Raw genomic sequence first — 24,531 nt, 5'->3', positions numbered from 1 at the left:
TTTTCGCCGCGTCATTCAATCATGCTTACGTCGATCCGCAGCATTTACCGGCTCATCATTACCGGCTGCGTGTTCGCCGTCTTCTTGTCGTCCGGTCTGCATGCGCAATCCGTGACCAAGCTCACGTGGCCCACCCGCAATGCCGCGCCGCCCGCCTCGGCCACGCCCGAAGTGGCTCCATATCTGCCCATGCTGCGCGCCAGTGTCGGCCGCCTCCCGGAATCGGCCTTGGTGAATCTCGCATTGTCGCAGTCCTCCGTTTTCGGAATGTCGGGTGCCGATGCCGATAAACTCAGCGAACTCGTCGCTCGTCGTTACGCCGCGATCGCCGCCAGTCCGGTTTTTAAAAACGTTCCCTCCACCCTCGATTACTGCCTGTCCGAGACGCGCCCGCGCCAGGGCCTCGCGCTGCTTTACCAGCCGCGTCAAAGCAACGCCCAGACGCCCGTCATTCTTTTTCTCCACGGCTACGGCGGCAGTTTTATCTGGTATCAACACCAGCTCGCCGAGTGGTTCCCCGACCACATCATCCTCTGCCCGTCCTACGGCATCGATCCCTCCGAAATCTCCGCCGCCTATTTACGCGAATGCCTCGCCGCCGCCGCCGTCCGCTTTAAACATCCGCTGGCCAAGCCCTCGCTCGTCGGGCTCTCCGCCGGAGGTTTCGGGGCCACGCGCGTCTACGCCGCCAATCCCGCCGGATACCAACAACTCGTCGTGATGGCCGCGTATCCGCCGGACGACGCCTACCGCGCCTGGCCGAAAACCGCACGCGCCGGTTTTCTCGTGGGCGCACAGGAATACTACGTCAAGGACGGTGGCTTCGCCGCGTATTCAAAATCACTCACCGCCCGCTCCGCGCGTTATCAGGGCGTGGTCATCGCCGGCGCCGACCATTTTTTTCTGCTGACGCATCCCGCCGATTCCAAAAAAACGCTGCGAACCTGGCTCGCCCCGGCCGTCAATTGAGGCTTCTCGCCAGGCTTTTTTAAATTTGGGGGAATCCCCCAAAACCAATTTCCTCCGGTGGTAAAAAACCGCGATTTGTAGTTTTATTTCAACTACAAATTACCGGCTGCTTTCATCGTGACTTGCACATCCCGCCGTGGGTTTAAAAACTCGAACTCATGGCTACGTTACATACCGATAAAAAACGTCCGCGCATCGCCATGGTTTCAACCCATGGTTATGTCGCGGCCAATCCTCCTCTCGGCGCGGCAGATACCGGCGGTCAAGTCGTCTATGTCATCGAGCTCGCAAAAAAACTGGCCCAGCTCGGCCACGAGGTCGACATCTGGACCCGTCGCTTCGAGGGCCAGCCCGAGATCGACATCGTCAACTCACGCGTCCGCGTCATCCGCGCCAATTGCGGAGGCTATGAATTCATCCCCAAGGAATACCTTCATCGCCATCTGATGGAGTGGTGCGAAAACGCCCTGCGTTTCATCAAAAAGAACCGGCTCACCTACCAGTTCATCAACTCCCATTACTGGGATGCCGGTGTCGCCGGCCAGCGTCTCTCCGAGGCGCTGAGCATCCCGCACGTGCACACTCCTCATTCGCTCGGTCTCTGGAAAAAACAACAGATGGAGACCGACTACCCGGAAAAAGCCGCGTCGTTTGAGAAGGAGTTCAACTTCAGCGAGCGCATCCAACATGAGACGATTCTCTACCGCACCTGCGATCTCGTTGTCGCCACCACTCCGCCGCAGCTCGACATGGTCACCACCGACTACGGTATTCCCACCGAGCGCGTGCACATGATCCCACCGGGTTACGACGACAACCGCTTCTATCCCGTGAGCGAAGCCTCGCGGCAAATGATCCGGCGCCGGCTCAAATTCAACAAGCCCACCATCCTCGCTCTCGGCCGGCTTGCGACCAACAAGGGCTACGATCTCCTCATCAAAGCATTCGCGGTCGTCGCCAAACGATCGCCCGAGATCATCCTCCACCTGGCAGTCGGCGGCACACGCATGGACGCTCAGGAAAAACGCATCCTGGCCGATCTCAAGGCTCTCACCAAAAAACTCGGCCTCACCAAGCGCGTGAAGTTCGCCGGTCACATCGCCAACGAAGATCTCGCCGACTACTACCGCGCCGCCGATCTCTTCGTGTTGAGCAGTCGTTACGAACCGTTTGGCATGACCGCCATCGAATCGATGGCCTGCGGTTGCCCAACCGTTGTCACGATTCACGGCGGACTTTTCCGCGCCGTCACCTTCGGCCGCCACGCGCTCTTCGGCGACCCGTTCGACAAGGAAGACCTCGGCATCATGATGCTGAAACCGTTCTGTCATCCCAAAATCTGGAACCGCCTTTCACGCATGGGCGCGCACAAGGCCCGCAGCCTGTTCACCTGGACCGGCATCGCGCAGCAACTCATCAGCCTCGTCGAGGGCCGGCCGATGCCGAAGGCCCTCAACGACACCGAATGGGAAGAACCGTGGAACGACGGCGATTAATCCAAGTCCCCTGATAAAACCATGAGCACTGAATCCATCCGTCTTTTCTGCAGCGACATCGACAACACCCTGCTCGGCAACTCCGAGTCGGCCCGTCGTTTTGCCACCGCGTGGAAATCCCTGTCCGCCGAAAAACGCCCGCTGTTGGTTTATAACAGCGGTCGCCTCGTCGCCGACATGCAGCAACTCGTCGCCGACGGAAAACTCCCCGCGCCCGATTACTACATCGGCGGAGTCGGCACGCGCATCCAGCAAACCCGCGCCAAGAAATCCATGGAGGAATTCTCCGCGCACATCCGCCACGGTTGGGATCTCTCTCGCGCCATCGAGATCGTCGCCCGCACGCCGGGCATACGTCCTCAACCCGCCGACTTCCAGGAGGAGTTCAAATCCAGCTGGTATCTCGACAGCGCCACGCCGGAAACCCTTCGCAGCATCGATCAACATCTCTCCGCCGCCGGAATCGAGGCCTGCATCGTGTATTCAAGTAATCGTGACCTGGACATCCTGCCGCGTCGCGCCACCAAGGGCGGCGCACTCCAGTGGCTCGCGGGACATCTTGCCATCCCGCTCGCCCAAGTGGCCGTCGCCGGCGACACCGGCAACGACAGCAGCATGTTCCGCCTGCCCGGCATCAAAGGCATCATCGTGGAAAACGCATTGCCTGAACTCTTCGAGGCCACGGTCGATGTTCCCGCCTACTGTTCGCGTCTCGTCATGGCTGACGGCGTGCTCGACGGCTTGCGTCATTACGGAGTGATCGCCGAGTTGCCCTCCAGCCAGACCACGCCGCAACCCGGTCATGAAACCACCCCCGGTTTCCGCATGCTGTTCACCGGCACGCGTCTCGGCTCCCTCGATAACAGCGAGAAGGACTTCTTGAAGACCGCCTACGAAAAGGCGCTTATCGCCCTTCGAAAAAACATCACGCCGATCGGTTTCTCCGCCTGTTCGCTGGAAGACAACACCGTGACCGGCACCGATGCGAATTATCGCAGCGTCTGGGCCCGCGACGGCGCGATCACAGTCATCAACACCCTTGATCTCGACGATGCCGACATCCGCGAATGCCAGCGCCGCACGCTCGACACGTTGCTCAACGCGGCCTCACCCACCGGACAAATCCCCGCCAACGTTCGCATCGACGATGGCATCCCCGACTACTCGGGCGTCGGCAGCATTTGCTCCATCGACAGCGGACTGTGGGTGATCATCGCGTTTTATAATTTCGTAACCACGACCGGCGACCACGACTTCCTGCGCCACCACGCCGAGCGTCTTCAGCTCGCCATGAACTGGCTCAGCGCGCACGACAGCAACAACGACGGCCTTCTCGAAATCCCCGAAGCCGGTGATTGGACCGATCTCTTCGGCCGCAGTTACAACGTCCTTTACGACGAGGTGCTCTGGTATCGCGCCAACGTCTGCTACGGCCGCATGCTAGAATTCCTCGGCGACTACGAACGCGCCACTGATTATCTCCGCTGGTCGCAGAACATTCGCGGCCGCGTGCTGGATCTTTTCTGGCCGAGCACGGCTCCCAGCGCCGCCGACAAAGCTCCGAATCGTTTCGCTTCACGCCAGTTTGGCATGGGCGACACCCAATACCTCATCGCCGAGATCACGCCGTTTGCCTTCAACTGGCGCTGCGATGTTTACGCCAACATCCTCGCCTACCTGATGAACCTTCTGGATGCGGACCGCGCCCGCACCGCATTTCGTTTCATGTGGGGCGTCGGCGTCAATGAGCCTCACCCCGGCGCCAACCTTTACCCGGTCGTGCAAGCCGGCGATCCCGACTGGCGTGCCTACTACACGGTCAATCTTCTCAACCTGCCGCATCACTATCACAACGGCGGCATCTGGCCGTTTATCGGCGGCATGTGGGTGCGCTTCATTCATCGGCTCGGCTTCCACGAGGTCGCCTGCCGTGAACTGGTGCGCCTCGCCAAACTCAACCAGCTCGGCCGCGACCAGGAATGGGAATTCAACGAGTGGGCCCACGGCCAGACCGGCCGCCCCATGGGCAAGGCCTACCAGGCGTGGTCCGCCGCGTGCTTCATCCGCGCCTGCCAGGAAATCGAAGCCGACCCCGCCCACCTCACCAACGACTAACTCCGTCCGTCCCCCGTATTCCGTCTGTATTCTGTCCTCCGTCTTCCGTCCTCCGCCATGCCGTCATCCGTCCCTCCGCGCATCCTCTGCTTCGGTGAAATCCTTTGGGATTTCCTCCCCGCCGGTCTCTTCGCCGGCGGAGCACCGTTTAACGTGGGCTATCACCTCAAACAGCACGGTGCCGATGTCCGCCTCGTCTCCGCCATCGGCCGCGACTTGCTCGGCGAGGAACTTCTGCTGCGCCTGCGCAACTGGGATTTGGATACGGAGCTCATCACCCGTCACAGCGGCCTGCCCACCGGTTACGTGCGCGCCGTGCTTGGTGACAATGGCGATGCGCGTTACGACATCACGACCAGCGTTGCCTGGGATCAGATTTTCATGACTCAGGACGTCGCCCAGGCCGCCGTCGGGGCGCAGGCACTCGTATTCGGTTCACTCGCCCAACGCTCGCCGTTTAACCGCACGGTTCTCAACCGCATCTTCGACGTGCTGCCCGGCCGCGACCAGGCGTGGCGTGTGTTTGATGTGAACCTCCGCGCTCCGCACGACGACTTGGAGCTCGTGCGCGGACTCGCCCCGCGTGCGACTCTCTTAAAACTCAACGCCGAGGAAGCCGCCCGCCTTTGCGGCGAATGGGAGGAGATCCCCGGCAAAGAAGAAACCCACGCGCGCAGCCTTCATCACATCGCCGGATGCCCGATCATCTGCATCACGGCAGGTTCACGCGGCGCAGGGCTTCTTCGCGACGGTGTGTGGCACTGGGAGCCCGGCCGGCCCGTCGAGGTCGTCGATACGGTCGGTGCCGGCGACTCTTTTCTAGCCTCGTTACTCACTCATCTTCTCCAGCGCCGGCTCTCCGACGAAGAGAGCCTCGCCCGCGCCTGCCGCACGGGTGAATGGGTCGCGTCCCAGCGCGGCGCGACTCCGGCCTACCCTTCGTCATCAACCCACCTGAAACACTGATTAATGGATAACATCCTCCCGCAACTCCAACTCGCCCTCGCCCGCGTCATCACCAGCCTGCCCGCCGCAATCGCCATCATCATCGGCGCATTCATCCTGCATTTCGTCCTCAACCGCGGACTCAAGCTCCTCGCCGACCGCACCCGCCTCGAACACCGCGATGTCGCCCCGTTCCTCAAGATCGGCGACTGGATCATCACCGGCGCCACGCTCGTGCTGCTGCTCGGTGTATTCGGATTCAATTTGGGCGGACTCTGGACGATGCTTACCACCGTGCTCGCCATGGTTGCCATCGGTTTCATCGCCGTGTGGAGCGTCCTGTCCAACTGGTTGTGCACGCTGGTGATTTTGATCACGCGCCCGTTTGATATCGGCGACGAGGTGGAATTTGTCGGCGAGGAAGTCCGCGGCCGCGTGGTCAATTTGAACTTCATCTTCACCACGCTTCAAACCGAGGACTCCGGCGTCATGCAGATCCCGAACAATCTGTTTTTTCAACGCGTCATGAAGCGGCGTGCGCCCACCCTACGCTCCGCTCATTCGCTGGCCGAACAACTCAACAAGACCGATCACGCACGAATTTAAACCCTCGTAATTACAAAAAGCCCCGCAGCACCAAAGGCTGCGGGGCTTTTTCGCCTCATTAAAAGACCGGCCAGGTTACACCGTGGCTTGATCGCCCTCGGGCACACTGCGCGTTCCGGTGGAGGTCCGGCTCGGCAACAAGGCCAGCATTGGCGTGACCATACGGGGAATCAGCCACACGCAGGACGCTTGGGCCAGATACACACCGCCGGTGAGCATGAGCACTACGCCCATAAGCATGAGCCACATTTCGCGCACACCGGTGACCTCAGGAAGAAAATGCAGGGCCTCCGCCAGTAGCCCAGTGATGATGAATGCAAATGCGTTCGACGTGTTCATGCACTCACTATCGCCGGATGCGTGCCAGCCTAGGTGCCAAAATATAACACTCCCATTTCAAACACCTTACTTCCGCGCTCGGTTTGTTCCGAGGAAAGTCCTCTTGCAAATCGCAATACCCACCCTGCACCCGCCTTGCAGCGTGCAGTCCTGCGGCGACGCCAAATTACAGGTCCCCCAATTGCGGACGCAGCACGATTTCCTCGATCACCGTATTACGGCTGAGCCGGTAAATATCGAAAAACGCCCGCGCCACATCCTCGGCCGGCATGATGCGATCCTCGGGCACGCCGCTCGACGACCACGACGGTGACCATGTCGCACCGGGATGCACGCAACACACGCGCACGCCATGCTCGCGCGTCTCGGCACGCAACACTTTCGCCAGCCCGGTAACCCCGAATTTTGCCGCGCAATACGCCGCGCTGTTCGGATACGCTTCGAGACCGGCGATCGAACTCATGAAAAACACGTCGCCGTGTTTCTTGGCGATCATCGCCGGCACGAACACCTGCGTAACCAAAAACGCACTACGCAGGTTCGCCGCCAGGATGCGGTCAAACGTCGCCACCTTGGTCTTCGTAAATGCAGCCGCTTCAAAAACACCCGCATTATTGATGAGCACATCGACCACGCCAAAACGTTTCACCACTGCCGCCGCCATCGCCGACACCGCCTCTTCGTCGGTCACATCGCAGGCAAACACTTCGACGGTTGCCCCGGCTTTCGCACAGGCGCGCGCCACGGTCGACAGGTTGCGGGCGTTGCGAGCCACGAGCGCGAGCCGCGCCCCTTTGCCCATCTCCTTGGCAAACACTTTGGCGATGGCTGCCCCGATGCCCTGCGACGCGCCGGTGATGAGAATGACGGGAGATTTCATAAAGTGCGGAATCAGCAACGCAGCAGACCAAACTCGGTGAAGTCCGCCGCCAGTCCGCCGGGCACGCCTTTGCAGATGACGCTCACCGCGTCATGCGAGTGCAGCGACTCCTGATGCGAGCAGGCGATCTGGAAGTCCGCGATGCGTTTGTCCTTGGCGAGTTCCGCGTAGAGCAGGCGCGCGGCATCCTCGACAAACTTGAGGTGCGCGCCGTTGAGCTCGGCGAACGCCTGCTCGTCTTCACGTTTCACCATCACCTGCGTCTCGGTCCGCAGCGCGCGCACGCACAGCGCATGGATGTCCTCGATCCAGATTTTTTTGCCTTCGACTTCCTCGATGAGCAGCCGCGCCTTGCTACGCTGCGAATGCGGCACGGTGTAGGCACCGCGCTGATCTCGCGCATGTTCCGACAACTCTGCCGAGCACGGGCAGGCCGACGAATACACAAAATCAAACTGGATGAACCGGCGGTAACGTCCGTCGGCCGTCATCACGCCTTCGAAAGCGACGTCGTAAAACTGAAAGCCGTCCAAGCCGCTGCGCAGGCTGGTCTGCGTCATCGGATACGAGAAACGAATCTTCAAGCGCGCGGCCTTGCTCTCGACCTTGCGCAAGTAGCTTTTGAGAATCTTGCCCATCCACTCGCCGGTGGTGACCTCGTCCTTGTGATCGTAGAAGGAGCGCATGATCCGGCTCATGTTGATGCCCTTCAACTCGGCTTGCAGCGAAACCGTTCCCGTGACGCTTGTCTCGAGGGTGAGCGTCTTGCCGTCCTTCGTCCGGTATTTGAGCGGCAGTTTAAAATTTGAGATGCCGACCTGCTGGATCGGCACATGCGCGCCGGGGATCGCCTCGGCCGTCTCCATCATGTCGGGCAGCGACGCGCGATACGCGGGCGTGACTTTGAACTTCGTATCATAACCGCGCTGGATGCGCGGGGCCGCACCGTCGGCGGTGCGATGCAGATACATGGGCTTTTTCTTGGAAGACGGCATATTCGTTTTTGTTTTTTGCTGCGTCCGGCGGGTGACGATAACCGCTCGCAAACGCTGAAAGTTGAAAAAAGCGCGGGGTGGACGCGCCCGCTTAGTGATTAAGAAACATCCGGACCGTGGTATTCGGCAAAGTTGCGCGGGGTTTCGTAAAGCTTCACGCAATACAGGCGGCCGGCGGGAATGTGCGGCTGGAGTTCATTCCAGAAGGCGATGACCAGATTTTCGGTCGAGGGAATGATACCGCGCAGGAAATCGACCTGGTCGTTAAGGTTGCGATGATCGCACTTGTCCACGACGTGCGTGTTCAAGAGATCTTTGAGATCGCCGAGATCCATGATGCAACCGGTGTCGGGATCGGGCTGCCCGCGCAGGGAAACCTCCAGCACATAGTTGTGACCGTGCCAGTGCGGATTCGTGCAAAGACCAAACTGTTTCTCGTTCCACGCCTGGCTCTTGGTAGGATTCCAGAGACGGTGCGCCGAGTTGAAATGCACCTGGCGAGTGATCGTGACCACGCCTTTCATCGGGCGCAGGACAGGAGCGGCAGGTTTGGATTTGGCGGCTTTCTTCGGCATGTGGAGCAAACAGGACATACGCAAAAACGCTTCGCGGTCAATTCACGCGCAGGCAGATACGCAGTCTGCACGCGCCGGATGCAAAAACCCCCTTGCGCGTCCGCCCCGCGCAGCCTTCATCGGTGACTACATGGCGATGCGTTTCAGAATCCTGGGCAGTGGCAGTGCGGGCAATTGCGCCGTGCTGCGCACCGATCAGGCGCGCGTGCTGATCGACGCCGGCTTCACCCAACGCAAACTTCGCCAGCTCCTCCACGACGCGGGCGAGGCGCTGGAGCAGATCGACGCGGTGTTTATCACGCATGAACATGGCGATCATTGCGCCGGTATCGAGGGATTGAAAAAGTTTCCGCATATCAAGGTCTTCGCCAACGCCGCCACCGCCCGCGCCGTGCAGGCCAAGGTCGATCACAAGGTGGAATGGCAGATCTTCGAAACCGGTTCGCGTTTCCATTTTCGCGACTTGGAGATCGAGAGTTTTCATGTGCCGCACGACGCGCAGGAACCGGTGGGCTTTACCTTTTCGCACGGGCACGAGGCGGATCTGTTCACCCCGCGCCGCCGGATCGCGTGGCTGACGGACCTCGGTCACGCACCGCAACACATCCATGAACGCATCCGCGACGTCGATGTGGTTGTCGTCGAAAGCAACCACTGCCCGCGCCTGCTCGAAGCCGATGTGAAACGCCCCTGGCCGACCAAGCAGCGCATCTCCGGCCGCCACGGTCATCTGTCCAACCAAGCCATGTGCGACTTGCTCGGTGCCGTCGCGAGCCCGCGCTGGAGCCAGATTTTCCTCACGCACTTGTCACGCGATTGCAACAGCCACGAGGCCATCGACAAGGCGCTTATAGACCTGCGTGCACGGCTGACCTGCCAGTTCAACATCGTCGCCTCGGGGGGGGGAACGGCCGTCTGCGAGCTGTAATTCGCATTTAATACAATTTAGGGCAGCTCTTTAAGCGCACGGCCTGCTTAGAAAGATTGACCATCGGTGAGCCGAACGGCCTGAATCCTCTGTTTATGCATACGTCCACGTCCCTTCGTCGCACCAAGATCATCTTCACGCTCGGCCCTGCCACTCAAAGCGAGGAAATGCTGGAGAAGCTCATCTTGGGAGGCGCCGACATCGCCCGCCTCAACATGGCCCACGGCAACCACGAATGGACCCGCGCCGTGATCCGCCGCATCCGCGCCGTTTCCAAGAAGATCGGCCGCGAGATCGCCATCATGATGGACATCAAAGGTCCTGAAATCCGCACCGGCGACGTCGAGGCCCCCATCGAGCTCAAGGTCGGCGAGACCTTCGACTTCACCGTCAAACCCAGCGACCGCGAGGGCGAAGAAATCCGCTCCGTGAACGTCAACTATCAGGACATCGTCAACGACATCCACGTCGGTGACATCGTTCTGGTCGACAGCGGTCTCATGCGCTTCGAGGTCCTCGCCAAGGATCACAATCACATCCGCTGCAAAGTCCTCACCCCCGGCGCCCTCAGCTCCCGCCGCCACATCAATCTCCCCGGCGTGAAGGTGAACCTTCCCTCCTTCACCGAGAAGGACCGTCTCGACACCCTCATGGGCATCGAGGAAGGCATCGACTTCGTCGCCTTGTCCTTCGTCCGCGAAGCCAAGGACATCGTCCAGCTCCGCGAGTTCATCGCCAACAACGGCTCCAAGGCGAAGATCATCGCCAAGATCGAGGATCAGACCGCCATCGCCAACCTCGATGAAATCATCAAGGCCACCGACTCCCTGATGGTCGCCCGCGGTGACCTCGGCATCGAGTGCCCGCTCGAGGATCTCCCCGTCATCCAGCGCCGCGCCGTCAAGGCCTGCTTCCATCACGGCAAGCCCGTGATCATCGCGACGCACACGCTCGAATCGATGATCAGTTCGCCGGTCCCCACCCGCGCCGAGATCACCGACGTCGCCAACGCCGTTTACGAAAAAGCCGACTGCGTCATGCTCTCCGGCGAGACCACCGTCGGCAAATACCCGATGGAATGCGTGCAGACCCTCGACAAGATCGCCCGCCGCATCGAGCTCGAAGGCCCGTTCCCGTTCGCCGAGCCCGAGCATGTCTCCGGCGATAAGATCAAGCTCCTCAAATCCGCCGTGTTGCTCGCGCACCAGTTCCCCGGCTCGGCCATCCTGACCTTCACCCGCCACGGTAACATGGCCGGCGGTCTCGCCGCTCTCCGCCCCGCGCACGCCACGATCTACGCGATGACCAACACCATCGAGACGCTTCGCCAGCTTCGCATCATGCGCAGCGTCGAGCCGTTCATCCTCGAGCTCGAAAGCGATCCCAACGCGACCATCGAAAACGCCATCGCCCTCCTCGTTCGCGAGGGCCGCGTGCAGGTCGGTGACAAGCTGATCGTCGCCACCGACATCCTCACCGAGGACCGCCTCGTCGACAGCGTGCAGCTCCGCACCGTTCGCTGATTTCAGAAACGGTCGGCCTCACCGTCCGCCCTATCAAGCGCGCCCTTCAACGGGCGCGCTTTTTTTATGCCTGCTTCGCGCGAGCCGCACGCGGTGCGGTCTTCTCAGACCGGCAGTCCGCGCAATAACCAAACAGCGTCACCTCGCTGCCCACCGCCTCGAACCCGGCTGGCAGTTCGCATTGCGCACGCACATCCGGCGTCTCGCCCGGCAGATCGAAGACCCCCGTGCATTTCAAACACACGAAATGCGGATGGTGCCGCGGCGAAGGTTTTTCGTAGCGCGGCGGCTGTCCTGGAAACACCACGCGCAGCAACGCCTGCTCGTCCACCTGTTCCTGCAAATTCCGAAACACCGTGCGCAAACCCAGCCCCGGCTTCGCTTTCTTCGCGAGCACCCACACTTCCTCCGCAGTCAGCGGACCTTTCGCACCGTCCAGCGCCGCGTTGATCGCGACCCGCTGTCGCGTGGCATGAATCCGTTTGGCTGGGGTGGGCATATCCACCGATAAACCCGTGTCCGGCAGTCACGTCAACCTGCCTCAATCTCCGCTTCACACGCTCTGCAACAATACTTAATTTGGCATCGCACTGCCATTTTGTATTTGCACAACCCTGCTCTGCGCGTTCATCAACGCCCGCTCATGAACGTCATCCGTCTGCTTTTCAGTTCTGTATTCCTAGCTGCCGCCACTTCGCTTTCGGCGCTCACCATCGACTTTTTCGATGTGAACACCTCGACCGAATCCGGTCCCGCCCAGTCCTACGAGGGCCCCGGCAACGGCGTATATTACTACGGCTCCGATTCGGCCGGTGGCTTCACGAGCGGCGGCGCGCAGTTCGTCAACTACTACAACAGCGACTGGGGCTCCTGGTCCGGCTGGGCTTACTCGACCACCGCCGATTCCGTCACCGCGGGCATGGCCAACCAATACAGTGCGTTCCCCGGAGCTCTAACCACCGGCACTCCCTACGGCATCGCCTACGTCTCCAGCTACGACGGGCCCACTACGATCACACTTCCCGCCGGTATCGACACCCCGCTGTCGCTCACGCTCACCAATACCACCTACGCCTACGACTCGATGCTCAACGGCGACAGCTTCGCCAAAAAATTCGGCGGCGTCTCCGGCAACGATGCCGACTGGTTCCTGCTCACCATCACTGGCAAGGATGCGTTCAACGCCACCCTCGGCTCGGTCGAATTTTACCTCGCCGACTTCCGCTTCGCTGACAACGAACTCGACTACATCATCACCGACTGGACGGACGTTGATCTCACCGGACTCGGCACCGGCGTGCACACCCTGGAATTCACACTAACCTCCAGCGATAGCGGCGACTACGGCATGAACACCCCCAGCTACTTCGCGCTCGGCGGAGTGACCGCTGTGCCCGAGCCCTCCGCCTACGCCGCTCTCGTCGGCGCGTTCACTCTCGTCCTCGCACTCACCCGCCGCCGCCGCTCATGAAACTCGCCGTAATCATTTCGTTTCTCGCCCTCGCTCCACTCGCGCACGGTGGCCCTTACTCGGGTCCGGCCGGCACCGAAGGCTCCGAGGCCATTCACATGAACGACTCCGCGTTCACCGCTTGGGCGACCGGCGTATCCGAGCTCGTGCGCGGTCCCGTTAACATCGCCAACCCCGGTCTCGGCAACGCGTCTTTCGGCACCGGAAACTCCGCGCTCGGTTCGCCCGGCGGCGATGGCGAAGACGACGTGTATGAAGTCGTCAGCCTTGGCGACGGCGGCTGGATCACCCTCACTTTCGACAAACCCATCACCAACGGCGCGGGCTGGGATTTCGCCGTTTTCGAAAACGGTTTCAGCAATACCTTCCTCGAACTCGCCTTCGTCGAGGTCAGTTCCAACGGCATTGATTTTTTCCGTTTCGAATCGGTCTCGCTCACACCCGTCACCACGCAAATCGGCGGCTTCGGCTCGGTGGACACCACCAACCTTCACAACCTCGCCGGCAAATACCGCACCGGCTGGGGAACCGGTTTCGATCTCTCCGAGCTTTCCATCATCGGCTCACTCCTCGACATCAACGCGATCACTCACGTGCGCATCGTGGATGTCGTCGGCACCATCGATCCCGCCCACGCGAGTTACGATTCCTTGGGCAACATCATCAACGATCCCTACTCCACGCCGTTCAACACCGGCGGCTTCGACCTCGACGCGATCGGTGTTCGCTACGAGGCCATTCCTGAACCGGCGTCTCTCGCGCTGCTCGCCGGTTTCGCATCCGTGTGCTTCATCGGGACGCGCCGCCGCCGTTCGTGAAAAACTCCCGCCAAGGCTTCACGCTCATCGAGCTGCTCATGGTGGTGGTCATCATCGGCATACTCGCCGTGATAATCATCCCCTTGACCAGTCGCCTTCGCGGATCCGCGCAAAGCATCACCGGTCTCAGTAATCTTCGCCAGCTCGCGCAGGCCAACCTCGGTTACGCTTCCGACCACGGTGGACAATTCGTGCCCGCCACTTCGGTCAACAACCGCAAACGCTGGCACGGCGAACGCGAGAGCAGCAGCAAACCGTTCGATCCTTCAAAAGGTTATCTCGCGCCCTACCTCGGCGAAAGCGGCCGCGTCAAAAACTGCCCGCGTTTCGATCTGCTGCAAAAATCAACGACCTCCTTCGAACTCGGCACCGGCGGCTACGGTTACAACTCCGCCTACATAGGCGGCACTCCGCAGGACTGGACCAAACCGACCTACGTCAACCGCCTCCCGCGTCCCGCACGCACCGTGATGTTTGCCAGCACCGCTTTCGCCGTCGCGACCGGACCGCAGGAATACGCCTTCACCGAGCCTTACGAATCGCTCGCGCCTTCGGGCCAGCCCAACGGCGCGCTCCAGCCCAGCACCCACTTCCGCCACGACGGCAAAGCCCACATCGCCTGGTGCGACGGCCACGTGACCGCCGAGTTGCCCAACTCCACCGCCGAGACCGCCAACTACTACGGCGGTGACAGTCGCGCCCTCGCCATCGGCTGGTTCGGCCCCGCCGACCACAACGGCTACTGGAATCCCAACTACCCCGAATGGTAACAGCGTAGTTTGCTCTTCAACGATCTGCGGACATTCGTCATGGGTCATTCATTGCCCATGTCCTACTCCGACGAACCCACTCTTGTAGCCCCCACCCGTCGCTGGTCGATCAAGGCGCTTCTCGCCATCACTCTCGTCGCGTTGGTCGTCGGTGGCATCCTGTTCATCCCGGTTTACCAGCATAACCTCGACGAAGAAGCTCACGACGCCCGTCGCGGCGTCACCCAAGGCGCGCTCTACGACATCAAGATCGCCGGTGCTCCCGCCACCATCGAGCTCGGCTGGGTCGCCCCCGCTATTTCGGCCACCATTTCCCCCGCGCCCGCCGCCGACACCACCCTCGAAATCTCCGGCGACTTCGGCAACGAAACGCTTGCCTGGGATGCCGCCGCCAGCCGCTTCGGTCCGGGCAAACTCCGCGTCGATCCCTACGCTCACTCCAAGGTGAAACTCATCCTCCGTCAGGGCGACCGCGTGCTCTGGCGCGATACGCTCTGGGCCTACGGCATCCACGACACCCACGGCCACAGCCATTGAACACGGCGCCGCGCAAATCGCGTCCCAGTTTGCGCTTCAATCGTCTGTTGGGTTAAGTCATCACTTCTCCTTTAATCATGTCCCCGACCACTTCCGCGTCCGCTGCTCCCGCCCCCATTCCCGTCACCGTCCTCACCGGCTTTCTCGGCGCCGGCAAGACCACGCTCCTCAACCGTATTCTCACGGAGCAGCACGGAAAAAAACTCGCCGTCATCGAAAACGAATTCGGCGAGGTCGGCGTGGACAACCAGCTCGTCATCCAGAGCGACGAAGAGATTTTCGAGATGAACAACGGCTGTATCTGCTGCAGCGTGCGTGGCGATTTGATCCGCATCCTCGGCCGACTGATGAAGCGTAAAGACCGTCTCGACGGCATCATCATCGAGACCACCGGCCTCGCCGACCCCGGCCCCGTTGCGCAGACGTTTTTCACCGACGACGAGATGAAGGCGGCCTTCCGCCTCGACAGCATCATCACCCTCGTTGACGCGAAACACGTCCTCCAACACATCGACGATTCTCCCGAGGTGAAGAAGCAGATCGGTTTCGCCGACGTCATCATCCTCAACAAAACCGACCTCGTCTCCCCCGCCGATCTCGATGCGCTCGAAGCCCGCATCCACAAGATGAACGGCGCCGCCAAAATCCACCGCGCCCAAAACGCCGACATCCCACTTTCCTCCGTCCTCAACGTCGGCGGCTTCCAACTCTCCCGCGCCACCGAGCTTGATCCCAAGTTCATGGAGCCGTCCTACCCGTTCGAATGGGCCGGCGTTTACGCGATCCCCAAGGGCAACCACCAACTGATCATCGGCCACAGCGACGACGACTGCTGCGGCCACGACCACTCCCACGAAGGCCACGATCACGGTGACCACGACCACGGCGCCGACGGCCATCATCACCACCACGGCCCCGACGGCACTCTCGACATCGTCGTCATGCCCGTGAAGTCCTTCGCCGAAGCCGACCTCGTCGCCGCCCGCGATGCCGCCGTGCTCGTATTCTCCGACTGGGAAAACCAGGTGAAACCTGGCAACGCCATCGTCCCCGGCGGCACCCTCCAGCGCCTCCAGATCGGCGAGAAATCCCACGCGCACTTCGGCCTCACCATCGCCGAGCCCGGTTTGTTCATGGTCTTCGAAGCCTGCGGACACCATCCGCTCCACATCGAAGTCATGGGCGAAACCGTAAAGCCCGGCTGGCAGCAAGACTACGACCACACCCACAGCCACGACGACGATGTGACCAGCGTCGGTATCACCACGACCGGCGACCTCGACGGCAAACGCCTCAATGCGTGGATCAGCGAACTCCTCAAAGTGAAGGGTAACGACATCTACCGCTGCAAAGGCGTCCTCTCCGTGAAGGGTTCGCCCAACCGCCTCGTTTTCCAAGGCGTGCACATGCTCTTCGACGCCAAGATGGACAAGCCCTGGGCCGGCGCCCCGCGCACCAACACCCTCGTCTTCATCGGCAAAAACCTCGACCGCGAAGCCCTCAACGAAGGCTTTAAATCCTGCCTCGTCTGATTCATCGCTCGGGCGGCCTTGGTTCCATCACCGAAGCCCCCTTGCTTTGGGGATAAGCGTCCTGCCTTACGCCAAGGCATGACATTAATTTTACATGCCCTGACACGGTAAGGATTGATCTGCACCTTTTTTGCGTTCGATCTCTTTTCGCCCGACGGTCCTACGCAACCTCGCATAGATCAACCGGGTCCGATTACCCCATGTCGCCCCCCGATCACCCCGATTCCGCCGCCCTTGAACAGGCGTGGACGTCCCTGATCGCCCGCGCCGAATCCCGTATCCGTCTGGCCCGCGCCCGCTCCGGCCTAGTCTCGGGAGCTTTCTGCGCCGTCCCGCTCGCCGCCCTCGCGGCCGGCTCCGCTGCGACCGGGCTCAACTCCGATTTCTCTCTTTCTCTGATCACCGCCGCCGTCGCCGCACCGGCCGCCGGTTGGCTCGTCGGTCACCTTCGTCCGCTCTCACCCGCCGTCATCCACGCCCGCATCGACCGCCAGTTCGGTCTCGCCGATGAAGCTCTGGCCGCGCGTGAGCTCGCCGATCGCACCTCCCCCGCCTGGCGCGCCGCCATTCTCCGTCAGGCGGTCGCCCACACGTCCTCCGCCGATTGGAACATCGCCTGGCCCGTCCGCTGGCCGCGTCGCACCGGTTTTGCCACCGGCTCCGCCATCCTCGCCGCCCTGCTCGCGCTCGTCTTGTTACCCCGCTCCGTCCCCGTCAGCCCTGATCCCGCCGCCGCCCTCCGCGCCGAACAACACACCGCCTTGGCCGAACTCGCCAAAACCTGGGAGAAAACCGCCGATGACTTGAAGGGCAAGGAGTGGGATGCCTTCCGCGAAACGCTCACCGAACTCCAAACCAAACTCGCCGAGCAAAACCTCTCAGAACGCGAACTCCTCGTCGCTCTTGCCCGAGTTGAATCCAAACTCGCCGAGGCCACCGCCGCCGTCGCCGAGAGTGGCATCTCCAACCATGCCGAGGATCTCGCCGACGCGCTCGCCGGCATCGAGGGCATGGAAGCCGCCGCCAAGGCGCTCAAGGAGCGTGACCTTGCCGCCGCAGCTTCCGCACTCGACAAAGCCGCCGCTTCCCTCGCCTCGGCTGACACCAAACTCGCCTTCAAAGACGGCACCGGCGCCGAGGCCGCCAAACGCCTCGCCCAGCTGTCCGAAAAAGCCGCCAAAAAGGGCGACGCCAAACTCGCCGACACCGCCAAGAAACTCAGCGAAGCCGCCAAGACTGGAGACAAAAAATCCGCCGGCGAGGGTTCCGCATCGCTAGCAGAACAATCCCGCGAAGCCGCCGCCAAAGACGTCGCGCGCGCCTCCCTCGCCTCCGTTTCCCGCTCCCTTTCCGAAGCCCGTCTCGCGCTCGCCGAGGGCAAGAAGCCCGGTGAATCCACCGAACCCATGTCGCTCGCAATGCAGGGTGACAAACCCGGGCGTGGCCCGGGCGGCGGTCAGTCCGGCAAGGGCATCGGCGACGCCGCGGGCGACCACTCGCTTGGCGCGGAGAACGCCCTCGATCCCGCCTCCCGCAAGGAGTCACTCACCGGCACCGTCAACGCCGACGGTGAGAGCACCAAACGCACCATCAAGGCCTCCGAGGCCGCACCGGCCCTAGCCGCCAATGCCACCGAGGCCGAGATCGCCGAATTCACCCGCCTATCCCGCGAGGCCGTCGAGGACGAGTCCCTCCCGCTCGAGCACCGCCGCTCGATCCACCGCTATTTCCAGCTCATCCGCCCTTCCCAGGAAACACCGTCTCCCGTATCCAAAACTCCATGACCGATCCGCTTCTTCCGCCGCCCGCGTCACACCCCGATCCCGTCGTCCCCGCGCCCGACCTCGACCCCGCCACCGAGGCCGAGCTGGCCCGCTTCCGCGACGCCTTCAAACTTCTCAAGGAAACCCTCGGCCAGGTCATCGTCGGACAACATGCGATCATCGACCACTGCCTCACCGCCATGGTCGCCGGCGGCCACGTTCTCCTCGAGGGCGTGCCCGGTCTCGGCAAGACACTCCTCGTCAAAACCATCGCCGACGCCCTTCACCTCAAGTTCGGTCGTGTCCAGTTCACCCCCGATCTCATGCCCGCCGATCTCGTCGGCACGCGCATCTTCATCGACGATGGCAAGGGCGCCGCCCGCTTCGAATTCTCCCGCGGTCCCCTTTTCTGCAACCTCCTCCTCGGTGACGAAATCAACCGCGCCACCCCCAAGACCCAATCCGCCCTGCTCGAGGCCATGCAGGAAAAATCCGTCACCACGGGCGGCGAAACCCACCGCCTCGAAGCGCCTTTCTTCGTCCTCGCGACCCAGAATCCACTCGAACAGGAGGGCACCTACCCGCTTCCCGAAGCCCAGCTCGACCGCTTCTTTTTCCGTCTCGTCGTCCCCTACCCGAGTTTCGCCGAATTCGAAAACATCCTCGCCCGCACCACCGGCGCCACCACCGCTCGCGTGCAGCCGGTCTTCGACGGCGCCGAGCTCGTCCGCATGGGTCAGCTCGCCCGCCGCGTCCCCATTCCGGACACCGTCCGCCGCCGCACGGTGGAACTCGTCATGGGCACGCATCCGGAAACCGAATACGCCTCGCCCGGCCTCAAACGCTACGCCCGCTACGGCGCCAGCCCGCGCGCCGGCCAGGCCTGTCTCCTCGCCGCCCAAGTCCGCGCCGTGCTGGCCGGCCGCTACCATGTCGCCACCGAGGATGTGATCGCAGTCGCCCCCGCCGTGCTCAATCACCGCGTCATCCTCAACTTCGAAGCCCAGGCCGACGGCGTGAACATTGACCAGCTCCTCGCCGAGCTCATCAAGACCCGCCAGGCCGCCTGGAGCGTCTGATCTCCGGCCTCCGTCCCGCCCATCGCTCAATGCCCGCCGCACCGGACCCGCTCTTCGACGAGGATTTTCTTCGCCGTCTGGAAGGCCTCGCCTTGCTCGCGCGCCAGCTCGTCAACTCGCGCCAGCGCGCCGAGCGGCGTTCCGTCCAGCGCGGCGCCAGCATTGAGTTCGCCGAATACCGCCCCTTCGGCCCGGGTGACGACTGGCGCCACATCGACTGGAACGCCTACGCCCGCTGGCGCACGCTCGTCCTCAAGCTCTACTCCGAGGAACAGGACTTGCCCGTGCATCTCCTGCTCGACGCCACCGCGTCCATGGACTTCGGCACGCCGAAAAAATTCGACCACGCGCGTCGCGTCATCGCCGGTCTCGCCTACATCGCGCTCTGCAACCAAGACCGCCTCGGTCTCGTTTCCCTCGACGGCGCCTCACCCGCCACACTCCCGCCGGGTCGCGGTCGTTCCCGTTTCCAGGGAGTTCTCCGTTTCCTCTCCGACCGCACCGCGACCAACACTCCCGCCTCGCTCGAAGACGCCGCCCGCCGCTGGATCGCCGCGCGTCCCCATCGCGGGCTCGCCGTCTGGGTCACCGATCTCTGGGGCTCCGATCCCGGTGACGCCATCCGTGCCCTAGACCGTCTCCGTTACGCGCGCCACGAACTCGCCGTCATCCACATCGCCGATCCCACCGAGGGCGACCCCGGCGAGCCTGGCGAATACCGACTCACCGACCGCGAAACCGGCGCCCTTCGCAACGTGGTCGTAGACGAGTCCCTACGCCGCGCCTACCGCGAGCGCTACACCGCCTACCTTGACGAGATCGGCCGTCATTGCCGCCGCCACCAGATCCCGCTTCTGAAAGCCGAAACCTCCGAGGACGTAATCGCCCTCCTCACCCGCAGTCTCCGCGAGAAAGGGTTCGTGCAATGAACTTCCTCGCCCCCGGCGCCTGGTGGCTCGCCCTGCTCGCTTTTGTCCCGCTCTTGCTGCTCTACCTCGTCCGCCAGCGTCCGCGTCCTCGCATCGTCAGCACTCTTCTCTTTTGGGACGCCCTCACGCCGCAGCTCCGCGCCCACCCGCTCTGGCAACGTCTCCGCCGCTGGCTCTCTTACCTTCTTCAACTTCTCTGTCTGCTCCTCCTGATCGCCGTGCTCGCCCGGCCCGCACGCGAGGGACAATCCTCCGGAGCCACCGCCACCGTTCTCATTCTTGATGCTTCCGCGAGTCTGCAGGCGGCCGACCCCGATGGCACCCGCACCTGGGATCATCTCCTCACCGCCGCCCGCGAGAATCTCTCCTTCCTGCGCGCCTCCGACCGCGTCGCCATCATCCGCGCCGGCACCGCACCCGAAATCGCCCGCTCGTGGACCGGCAACCGCCGCCGCGCCCTCGAAGCGCTCGCTCCGCTCGTCCCCGGCGACACACCGTCCGATCCCGTCGCCGCGCTCCGCCTCGCTCGCGAACTCGCCTCCACCGCCGCAGGCAGCCGCATCGTCTTCCTCACCGACAAGATCTGGGCTGTCCCTCCGTCCGCCGAACTTCTTGAAGGGGTCACCGTCGTCAACCTGTCACACCCCGGCCCCAACGCCGGCATCTCCCGCTTCGACGCCCGCCGCTCCTACTCTTCCCCCGGTGCCGCCACGCTCACCGCCGAGGTGGTCGTTTCCCCGCATGCACCGTGGCGCGGCGAAGCCCTCCTCCACCGTGATGGTAAACTCATCGACGCCCGCGAAATCGATCTGCCCGCCGGCGGAACCTGGACCTACGCGTGGACCGAAAACAATCGCGCCTCCGCAACCTACCAACTCGTCCTCGACAAAACCGCCGGACACCGCCTCGCCCTCGACAAATCTGCCTCGCTCACCGTTCCCGCGCTCCCTCACCCCGTGGTCCGCATCGTCGGTGCCCGCCAGCCGTTTCTCGAAGCCGCCCTCACGTCCCTCTCCGAGGTGGACTTCGCCTTCGTCGATCCTTCCGCACTCGCCACGTCCTCACCTGCTTCGCTCTGGATTTTCTCCGGCGTCACCCCGCCTGAAAATTTCCAGCTCTCCCGTCACGTCCTGATCCTTGATCCGCCCGCATCAATCGGTTTCTGGGGCAAAACCGCCGTCGACGCCGGGCGCGCCGACACTCCTCTCGTCACCGACTGGCAACGCGCCCACCCGCTTTTCCGCCATGTCGATTTTTCCAGCGTCCGCCCCGGCTCCACCCGTATTTTTCAACCGTCGGCCGACGCCGAAATTTTCGCCGCGAGTTTCGGCACTCCCATTCTCTTCGGTCGTTGGGACGATCGTTCGCACTGGCTCGTCGCCCCGTTCGATCTCGCCGGCGGCAACCTCGTTTTCCGCACCGCTTTCCCGATTTTCCTAAGCAACCTTCTGCAAGACGCACCCGCCGATGGCGGCATCGCCTCCGCGCCGCTCCCCGGCCCAGTGGTCAGTCGCCTCGCTTCGGCCAAGACCGCCGGTAGTGATTCAACCACTACGCCGGTCACCGCATCTCCCGCCCGCTCCTGGCTGCCTCCGCTCGAACCCTGGCGCATCCTCGTTTCCATCGCCCTGCTCTGGACCCTGATCGAGTGGCGTCTCTATTCCCGCCGCGTGACCGAATGATACCGCTCGAATTCATGCACCCTTGGGCGCTCGCCCTCGCCCCGCTCGCCGCTTTCCTCGTCTGGCAATCCCACCGCACGCTCGCCCCGCTCTCGCCGCGTCGCCGCCGCGCGAGCCTCGCCGCGCGTCTCGTCCTTTTTTCACTGCTGCTGTTCGCGCTGGCCGACCCGCGCTGGCTGGGCACCACCCGTCAACAATCCGTCGCGTTTCTCGTCGACGCCAGCGACAGCGTGCGTGCCTCCGCCCTCGCCGCCGCGACCAAGGCCTCCGCCGCGCTTCCGCCCGCATTCACGTCCACCGACTCGTCTCGCGACCCCGACTCCGCCCGTTGGCTCGCCTTTGCCGGCTCCACTCAAGTCATCGCCGGTCCCGCTGCGCTCACCGAACTCGACCGGCGTCCGCTCGTTCCTTCGCGCACCGATCTGGCTTCGGCCCTTCGCCTCGCCCAAGCCTCTCTTCCCGCCGACCGCGTCCGCAGCATTGTCGTTTTCACCGACGGCGTCTCGGAACCCGCCGCATGGGATTCGCTGGTCGCCTCGCTCGCCGCCGACGACATCCGCGTGATTCCCGTCTCCGTCGCCCCGCCCGACGATCCGGAGACTCTTGTCCGCTCCCTGCGCGCCCCCGCCCGCGTCCGGCAGCGTGAACCGTTCCGCATTCAGACCGACATCACCAGCAACCGCGCCCAACCCGCCACGCTGCGCGTCTTCCGCAACGGCGTGCTGGTCGATACTTCGCCGGTGCAACTCTCCGTCGGTTCCAACCGCTTCGAGTTCACGCAGGTCATCGAGTCCGACGCCCTCGCCGAATACATCGTCCGCGTCGAAGCGCGCGACGATACATTTGCCGACAACAACGAGCTCACCGCGCTGGTTCGCGCCGAGGGCGAACCACGCGTCTTGCTGCTCACCGACACGCCTTCGCAAGCCCGCTATCTCGACCACGCGCTCAAACAGGAGGGCATCCGCCTCGACATCCGTCCCGCCCGCGGCGCACCGCTTTCTCTCGGCGACCTCCAAAACTACGCGCTGCTCATTCTCGACAACGTCTCCGCCGTCGAGCTCGGCGCACCTCAACTGAAACTTTACGCCTCCTACGTCACGGATTTCGGCGGCGGTCTGCTCATGCTCGGTGGCGACCAAAGCTTCGGTCTCGGCGGTTACCACCGCACGCCGATCGACGAGGTTCTTCCGCTCCGCAGTGAATTCCAGGCCGACGAAGAAGCTCCCGCCCTCGGCCTCGTCCTCATCATCGACAAGAGCGGCTCCATGGGGGGCGAACGCATCGCCATGGCCCGCGCCGCCGCCGCCGGCGCCATCGACCTGCTCACACCCAAAGACTACGCCGGCGTCGTCGTGTTCGACGGTGACGCCTCCTGGGCCGCCGAGATTCAGACCGTCGTTGATCGCAATGACTTTCGCCGTCGCATCGCCTCCATCGAGGCCGACGGCGGCACCAATCTGTCGCCCGCCATGGACCTCGCCTACCGCGGACTCGCCCCGATTCCGGCCAAGCTGAAACACGTCATCATTCTCTCCGACGGCCAATCTTCGCCCGGCAACATTCTGGAGATCGCCATGCAGATGGCCCAGGCCGGCATGACCGTTTCCACCGTCGGTCTCGGTGACGGCATCGATGTCGAGATGCTTCAGGAAATCGCCCGCCGCGGCAACGGCCGCTACTATTTCACCGCCAACAGCCAGGACGTCCCCCAAATCCTCGCCAAGGAAACCGTCACCGCCGCCAAGTCCGCCCTCCAGGAATTTCCCTTCGCCCCGCGCCGGGTCCGCTCCGCCGATTTCCTCAACGACATCGACTTCGCGTCCGCACCGTTTCTCTACGGTTACGTCCGCACCGAACTCCGGCCCACGGCCGAGCTCTGGCTCTCCACCGAACGCGGCGAACCGCTCCTCGCCACGTGGCGCCACGGCCTCGGTCGCGCCGGCGCTTTCACCTCCGACGCCCGCGCCCGCTGGGCCGTCGAATGGCTTCGCTGGGACGGCTACGGTCGCTTCTGGGCGCAAACCGTCCGCCATCTCATGCGCACCGATGCCGCCGCGCCGTTCGCCATGAACGTCACCCCCGAGCCCGGCGCCGACGGCGATGGTTTCCGCATCACGCTCGACGCCCTTGATCCCGCCGGCGAATTCGTCACCCAGGCCTCCGGCCGCGTCCTCGTTCTCGATCCCACTGGCGAACGCCGCTCGCTCGATCTCGCGCCCGCCGGCCCCGGTCGCTTCACCGTGCGCGTCCCCGCACCCGCCCGCGGCAACCACCACTTCGACATCCGTCTCGAATCCCCGGCCTTTCCCGACGGCGCCGTCCGTGCCTACGCCGCCGCCGCCCCGTCCTTCCCCGACGAATACAAGCTCGCCCCTCCCGACCTCGACCTTCTCAAGCGTCTCGCCACGTCCACCGGCGGACAATTCAACCCAGCCAACCTCGCCGCTCTCCTTGCAGCCGACCCGCGTAGCGCCCGCCACGAACACCCGCTCTGGCCCTGGCTCACCGCCGCGGCCCTTTTCACTTTCCTCATCGACGTCGCCCTCAAACGCCTCCCGTCACCCCTTCGCTCCTAA

Annotated in this window: 22 protein-coding genes; 17 read left to right on the top strand and 5 right to left on the bottom strand. The window is 63.1% G+C overall.

All coding sequences use genetic code 11. The features are described from left to right. Positions 1–21 precede the first annotated feature (21 nt). The 5 genes from FPL22_RS13930 (at position 22) to FPL22_RS13910 (ending at position 6,131) form a co-directional block, all read left to right on the top strand. Positions 22–969, top strand: coding sequence for an alpha/beta fold hydrolase (locus FPL22_RS13930; protein ID WP_144353596.1), 948 nt, complete (start codon positions 22–24; stop codon positions 967–969). A 158-nt stretch (positions 970–1,127) separates the two neighbouring features. Then, the gene (locus FPL22_RS13925; protein WP_144353595.1) at positions 1,128–2,465 is read left to right on the top strand and encodes a glycosyltransferase family 4 protein; all 1,338 of its coding nucleotides are present in this window, start codon (positions 1,128–1,130) and stop codon (positions 2,463–2,465) included. A 21-nt stretch (positions 2,466–2,486) separates the two neighbouring features. Further along, entirely contained in the window at positions 2,487–4,580 is a 2,094-nt protein-coding gene (locus tag FPL22_RS13920) for an HAD-IIB family hydrolase (RefSeq protein ID WP_144353594.1), read from the top strand. Between the two features lie 57 nt (positions 4,581–4,637). Further along, positions 4,638–5,546, top strand: a complete 909-nt coding sequence (locus FPL22_RS13915; RefSeq protein WP_144353593.1) for a PfkB family carbohydrate kinase — start codon at positions 4,638–4,640, stop codon at positions 5,544–5,546. Positions 5,547–5,549: 3 nt separating this feature from the next. Further along, positions 5,550–6,131 carry a mechanosensitive ion channel family protein gene (locus tag FPL22_RS13910; RefSeq protein ID WP_144353592.1) on the top strand — a complete coding sequence of 194 codons (582 nt, stop codon included), beginning with the start codon at positions 5,550–5,552 and terminating at the stop codon, positions 6,129–6,131. A gap of 75 nt (positions 6,132–6,206) precedes the next feature. On the opposite strand, the gene FPL22_RS13905 is transcribed toward FPL22_RS13910, so the two are convergent. From FPL22_RS13905 to FPL22_RS13890, 4 genes are all read right to left on the bottom strand, one after another. Continuing rightward, positions 6,207–6,470 (bottom strand): hypothetical protein, encoded by a 264-nt coding sequence (locus FPL22_RS13905; protein WP_144353591.1) that lies wholly within the window; start codon positions 6,468–6,470, stop codon positions 6,207–6,209. Positions 6,471–6,636: 166 nt separating this feature from the next. After that, entirely contained in the window at positions 6,637–7,350 is a 714-nt protein-coding gene (locus FPL22_RS13900) for an SDR family oxidoreductase (protein WP_144353590.1), read from the bottom strand. 11 nt (positions 7,351–7,361) lie between these two features. Continuing rightward, positions 7,362–8,345: a GTP cyclohydrolase FolE2 gene (folE2, locus tag FPL22_RS13895; RefSeq protein WP_144353589.1), complete on the bottom strand. Its 984-nt coding sequence runs from the start codon at positions 8,343–8,345 to the stop codon at positions 7,362–7,364. Positions 8,346–8,443: 98 nt separating this feature from the next. After that, positions 8,444–8,869, bottom strand: a complete 426-nt coding sequence (locus tag FPL22_RS13890; protein ID WP_415663372.1) for a 6-pyruvoyl trahydropterin synthase family protein — start codon at positions 8,867–8,869, stop codon at positions 8,444–8,446. Between the two features lie 187 nt (positions 8,870–9,056). Here FPL22_RS13890 and FPL22_RS13885 point away from each other — a divergent pair, with 187 nt between their 5' ends. Beyond that, the gene (locus FPL22_RS13885) at positions 9,057–9,848 is read left to right on the top strand and encodes an MBL fold metallo-hydrolase (RefSeq protein WP_238991421.1); all 792 of its coding nucleotides are present in this window, start codon (positions 9,057–9,059) and stop codon (positions 9,846–9,848) included. A 95-nt stretch (positions 9,849–9,943) separates the two neighbouring features. Then, positions 9,944–11,371, top strand: a complete 1,428-nt coding sequence (pyk, locus tag FPL22_RS13880; RefSeq protein WP_144353587.1) for a pyruvate kinase — start codon at positions 9,944–9,946, stop codon at positions 11,369–11,371. Between the two features lie 64 nt (positions 11,372–11,435). Here the strand turns inward: pyk and FPL22_RS13875 are convergent, their stop codons facing one another. After that, on the bottom strand, positions 11,436–11,870 hold the full coding sequence (locus tag FPL22_RS13875; protein ID WP_144353586.1) for a Fur family transcriptional regulator: 435 nt from the start codon (positions 11,868–11,870) through the stop codon (positions 11,436–11,438). A gap of 144 nt (positions 11,871–12,014) precedes the next feature. Between FPL22_RS13875 and FPL22_RS13870 the strand changes: the two genes are divergently transcribed. The 10 genes from FPL22_RS13870 (at position 12,015) to FPL22_RS13825 (ending at position 24,531) form a co-directional block, all read left to right on the top strand. After that, the gene (locus tag FPL22_RS13870; RefSeq protein WP_144353966.1) at positions 12,015–12,842 is read left to right on the top strand and encodes a DUF4465 domain-containing protein; all 828 of its coding nucleotides are present in this window, start codon (positions 12,015–12,017) and stop codon (positions 12,840–12,842) included. Further along, positions 12,839–13,660, top strand: a complete 822-nt coding sequence (locus tag FPL22_RS13865; RefSeq protein ID WP_144353585.1) for a hypothetical protein — start codon at positions 12,839–12,841, stop codon at positions 13,658–13,660. Before FPL22_RS13870 ends, FPL22_RS13865 begins: the two co-directional genes overlap by 4 nt. Next, positions 13,657–14,430 carry a prepilin-type N-terminal cleavage/methylation domain-containing protein gene (locus FPL22_RS13860; protein ID WP_144353584.1) on the top strand — a complete coding sequence of 258 codons (774 nt, stop codon included), beginning with the start codon at positions 13,657–13,659 and terminating at the stop codon, positions 14,428–14,430. Before FPL22_RS13865 ends, FPL22_RS13860 begins: the two co-directional genes overlap by 4 nt. A 57-nt stretch (positions 14,431–14,487) precedes the next feature. After that, the gene (locus FPL22_RS13855; protein WP_144353583.1) at positions 14,488–14,967 is read left to right on the top strand and encodes a hypothetical protein; all 480 of its coding nucleotides are present in this window, start codon (positions 14,488–14,490) and stop codon (positions 14,965–14,967) included. Positions 14,968–15,044: 77 nt separating this feature from the next. Continuing rightward, positions 15,045–16,499, top strand: coding sequence for a CobW family GTP-binding protein (locus FPL22_RS18125; protein WP_144353582.1), 1,455 nt, complete (start codon positions 15,045–15,047; stop codon positions 16,497–16,499). 200 nt (positions 16,500–16,699) lie between these two features. After that, a complete protein-coding gene (locus tag FPL22_RS13845) occupies positions 16,700–18,283 on the top strand; it encodes a cell envelope integrity TolA family protein (protein ID WP_144353581.1) in 1,584 nt (527 codons plus the stop codon). Further along, the gene (locus FPL22_RS13840; RefSeq protein ID WP_144353580.1) at positions 18,280–19,341 is read left to right on the top strand and encodes an AAA family ATPase; all 1,062 of its coding nucleotides are present in this window, start codon (positions 18,280–18,282) and stop codon (positions 19,339–19,341) included. The genes FPL22_RS13845 and FPL22_RS13840 overlap by 4 nt, the downstream gene beginning before the upstream one ends. 29 nt (positions 19,342–19,370) lie before the next feature. Further along, on the top strand, positions 19,371–20,270 hold the full coding sequence (locus FPL22_RS13835; protein WP_144353579.1) for a DUF58 domain-containing protein: 900 nt from the start codon (positions 19,371–19,373) through the stop codon (positions 20,268–20,270). After that, positions 20,267–21,952 (top strand): vWA domain-containing protein, encoded by a 1,686-nt coding sequence (locus tag FPL22_RS13830; RefSeq protein ID WP_144353578.1) that lies wholly within the window; start codon positions 20,267–20,269, stop codon positions 21,950–21,952. The genes FPL22_RS13835 and FPL22_RS13830 overlap by 4 nt, the downstream gene beginning before the upstream one ends. Continuing rightward, entirely contained in the window at positions 21,949–24,531 is a 2,583-nt protein-coding gene (locus FPL22_RS13825) for a VWA domain-containing protein (RefSeq protein ID WP_144353577.1), read from the top strand. The genes FPL22_RS13830 and FPL22_RS13825 overlap by 4 nt, the downstream gene beginning before the upstream one ends.

The organism is Rariglobus hedericola (assembly GCF_007559335.1).
Classification (GTDB): Bacteria; Verrucomicrobiota; Verrucomicrobiia; order Opitutales; family Opitutaceae; genus Rariglobus; species Rariglobus hedericola.
Note: the sequence above shows the minus strand (reverse complement) of the source record. Positions and strands in the feature narration are given on the sequence as shown.

What these genes read in the sequence shown, in the direction of transcription:
- FPL22_RS13930 (WP_144353596.1), top strand. Translation starts at nt 22, where the DNA reads ATGCTTACGTCGATCCGCAGCATTTACCGGCTCATCATTACCGGCTGC.
- FPL22_RS13925 (WP_144353595.1), top strand. Translation starts at nt 1,128, where the DNA reads ATGGCTACGTTACATACCGATAAAAAACGTCCGCGCATCGCCATGGTT.
- FPL22_RS13920 (WP_144353594.1), top strand. Translation starts at nt 2,487, where the DNA reads ATGAGCACTGAATCCATCCGTCTTTTCTGCAGCGACATCGACAACACC.
- FPL22_RS13915 (WP_144353593.1), top strand. Translation starts at nt 4,638, where the DNA reads ATGCCGTCATCCGTCCCTCCGCGCATCCTCTGCTTCGGTGAAATCCTT.
- FPL22_RS13910 (WP_144353592.1), top strand. Translation starts at nt 5,550, where the DNA reads ATGGATAACATCCTCCCGCAACTCCAACTCGCCCTCGCCCGCGTCATC.
- FPL22_RS13905 (WP_144353591.1), bottom strand. Translation starts at nt 6,470, where the DNA reads ATGAACACGTCGAACGCATTTGCATTCATCATCACTGGGCTACTGGCG.
- FPL22_RS13900 (WP_144353590.1), bottom strand. Translation starts at nt 7,350, where the DNA reads ATGAAATCTCCCGTCATTCTCATCACCGGCGCGTCGCAGGGCATCGGG.
- folE2 (WP_144353589.1), bottom strand. Translation starts at nt 8,345, where the DNA reads ATGCCGTCTTCCAAGAAAAAGCCCATGTATCTGCATCGCACCGCCGAC.
- FPL22_RS13890 (WP_415663372.1), bottom strand. Translation starts at nt 8,869, where the DNA reads ATGAAAGGCGTGGTCACGATCACTCGCCAGGTGCATTTCAACTCGGCG.
- FPL22_RS13885 (WP_238991421.1), top strand. Translation starts at nt 9,057, where the DNA reads ATGCGTTTCAGAATCCTGGGCAGTGGCAGTGCGGGCAATTGCGCCGTG.
- pyk (WP_144353587.1), top strand. Translation starts at nt 9,944, where the DNA reads ATGCATACGTCCACGTCCCTTCGTCGCACCAAGATCATCTTCACGCTC.
- FPL22_RS13875 (WP_144353586.1), bottom strand. Translation starts at nt 11,870, where the DNA reads ATGCCCACCCCAGCCAAACGGATTCATGCCACGCGACAGCGGGTCGCG.
- FPL22_RS13870 (WP_144353966.1), top strand. Translation starts at nt 12,015, where the DNA reads ATGAACGTCATCCGTCTGCTTTTCAGTTCTGTATTCCTAGCTGCCGCC.
- FPL22_RS13865 (WP_144353585.1), top strand. Translation starts at nt 12,839, where the DNA reads ATGAAACTCGCCGTAATCATTTCGTTTCTCGCCCTCGCTCCACTCGCG.
- FPL22_RS13855 (WP_144353583.1), top strand. Translation starts at nt 14,488, where the DNA reads ATGTCCTACTCCGACGAACCCACTCTTGTAGCCCCCACCCGTCGCTGG.
- FPL22_RS18125 (WP_144353582.1), top strand. Translation starts at nt 15,045, where the DNA reads ATGTCCCCGACCACTTCCGCGTCCGCTGCTCCCGCCCCCATTCCCGTC.
- FPL22_RS13845 (WP_144353581.1), top strand. Translation starts at nt 16,700, where the DNA reads ATGTCGCCCCCCGATCACCCCGATTCCGCCGCCCTTGAACAGGCGTGG.
- FPL22_RS13840 (WP_144353580.1), top strand. Translation starts at nt 18,280, where the DNA reads ATGACCGATCCGCTTCTTCCGCCGCCCGCGTCACACCCCGATCCCGTC.
- FPL22_RS13835 (WP_144353579.1), top strand. Translation starts at nt 19,371, where the DNA reads ATGCCCGCCGCACCGGACCCGCTCTTCGACGAGGATTTTCTTCGCCGT.
- FPL22_RS13830 (WP_144353578.1), top strand. Translation starts at nt 20,267, where the DNA reads ATGAACTTCCTCGCCCCCGGCGCCTGGTGGCTCGCCCTGCTCGCTTTT.
- FPL22_RS13825 (WP_144353577.1), top strand. Translation starts at nt 21,949, where the DNA reads ATGATACCGCTCGAATTCATGCACCCTTGGGCGCTCGCCCTCGCCCCG.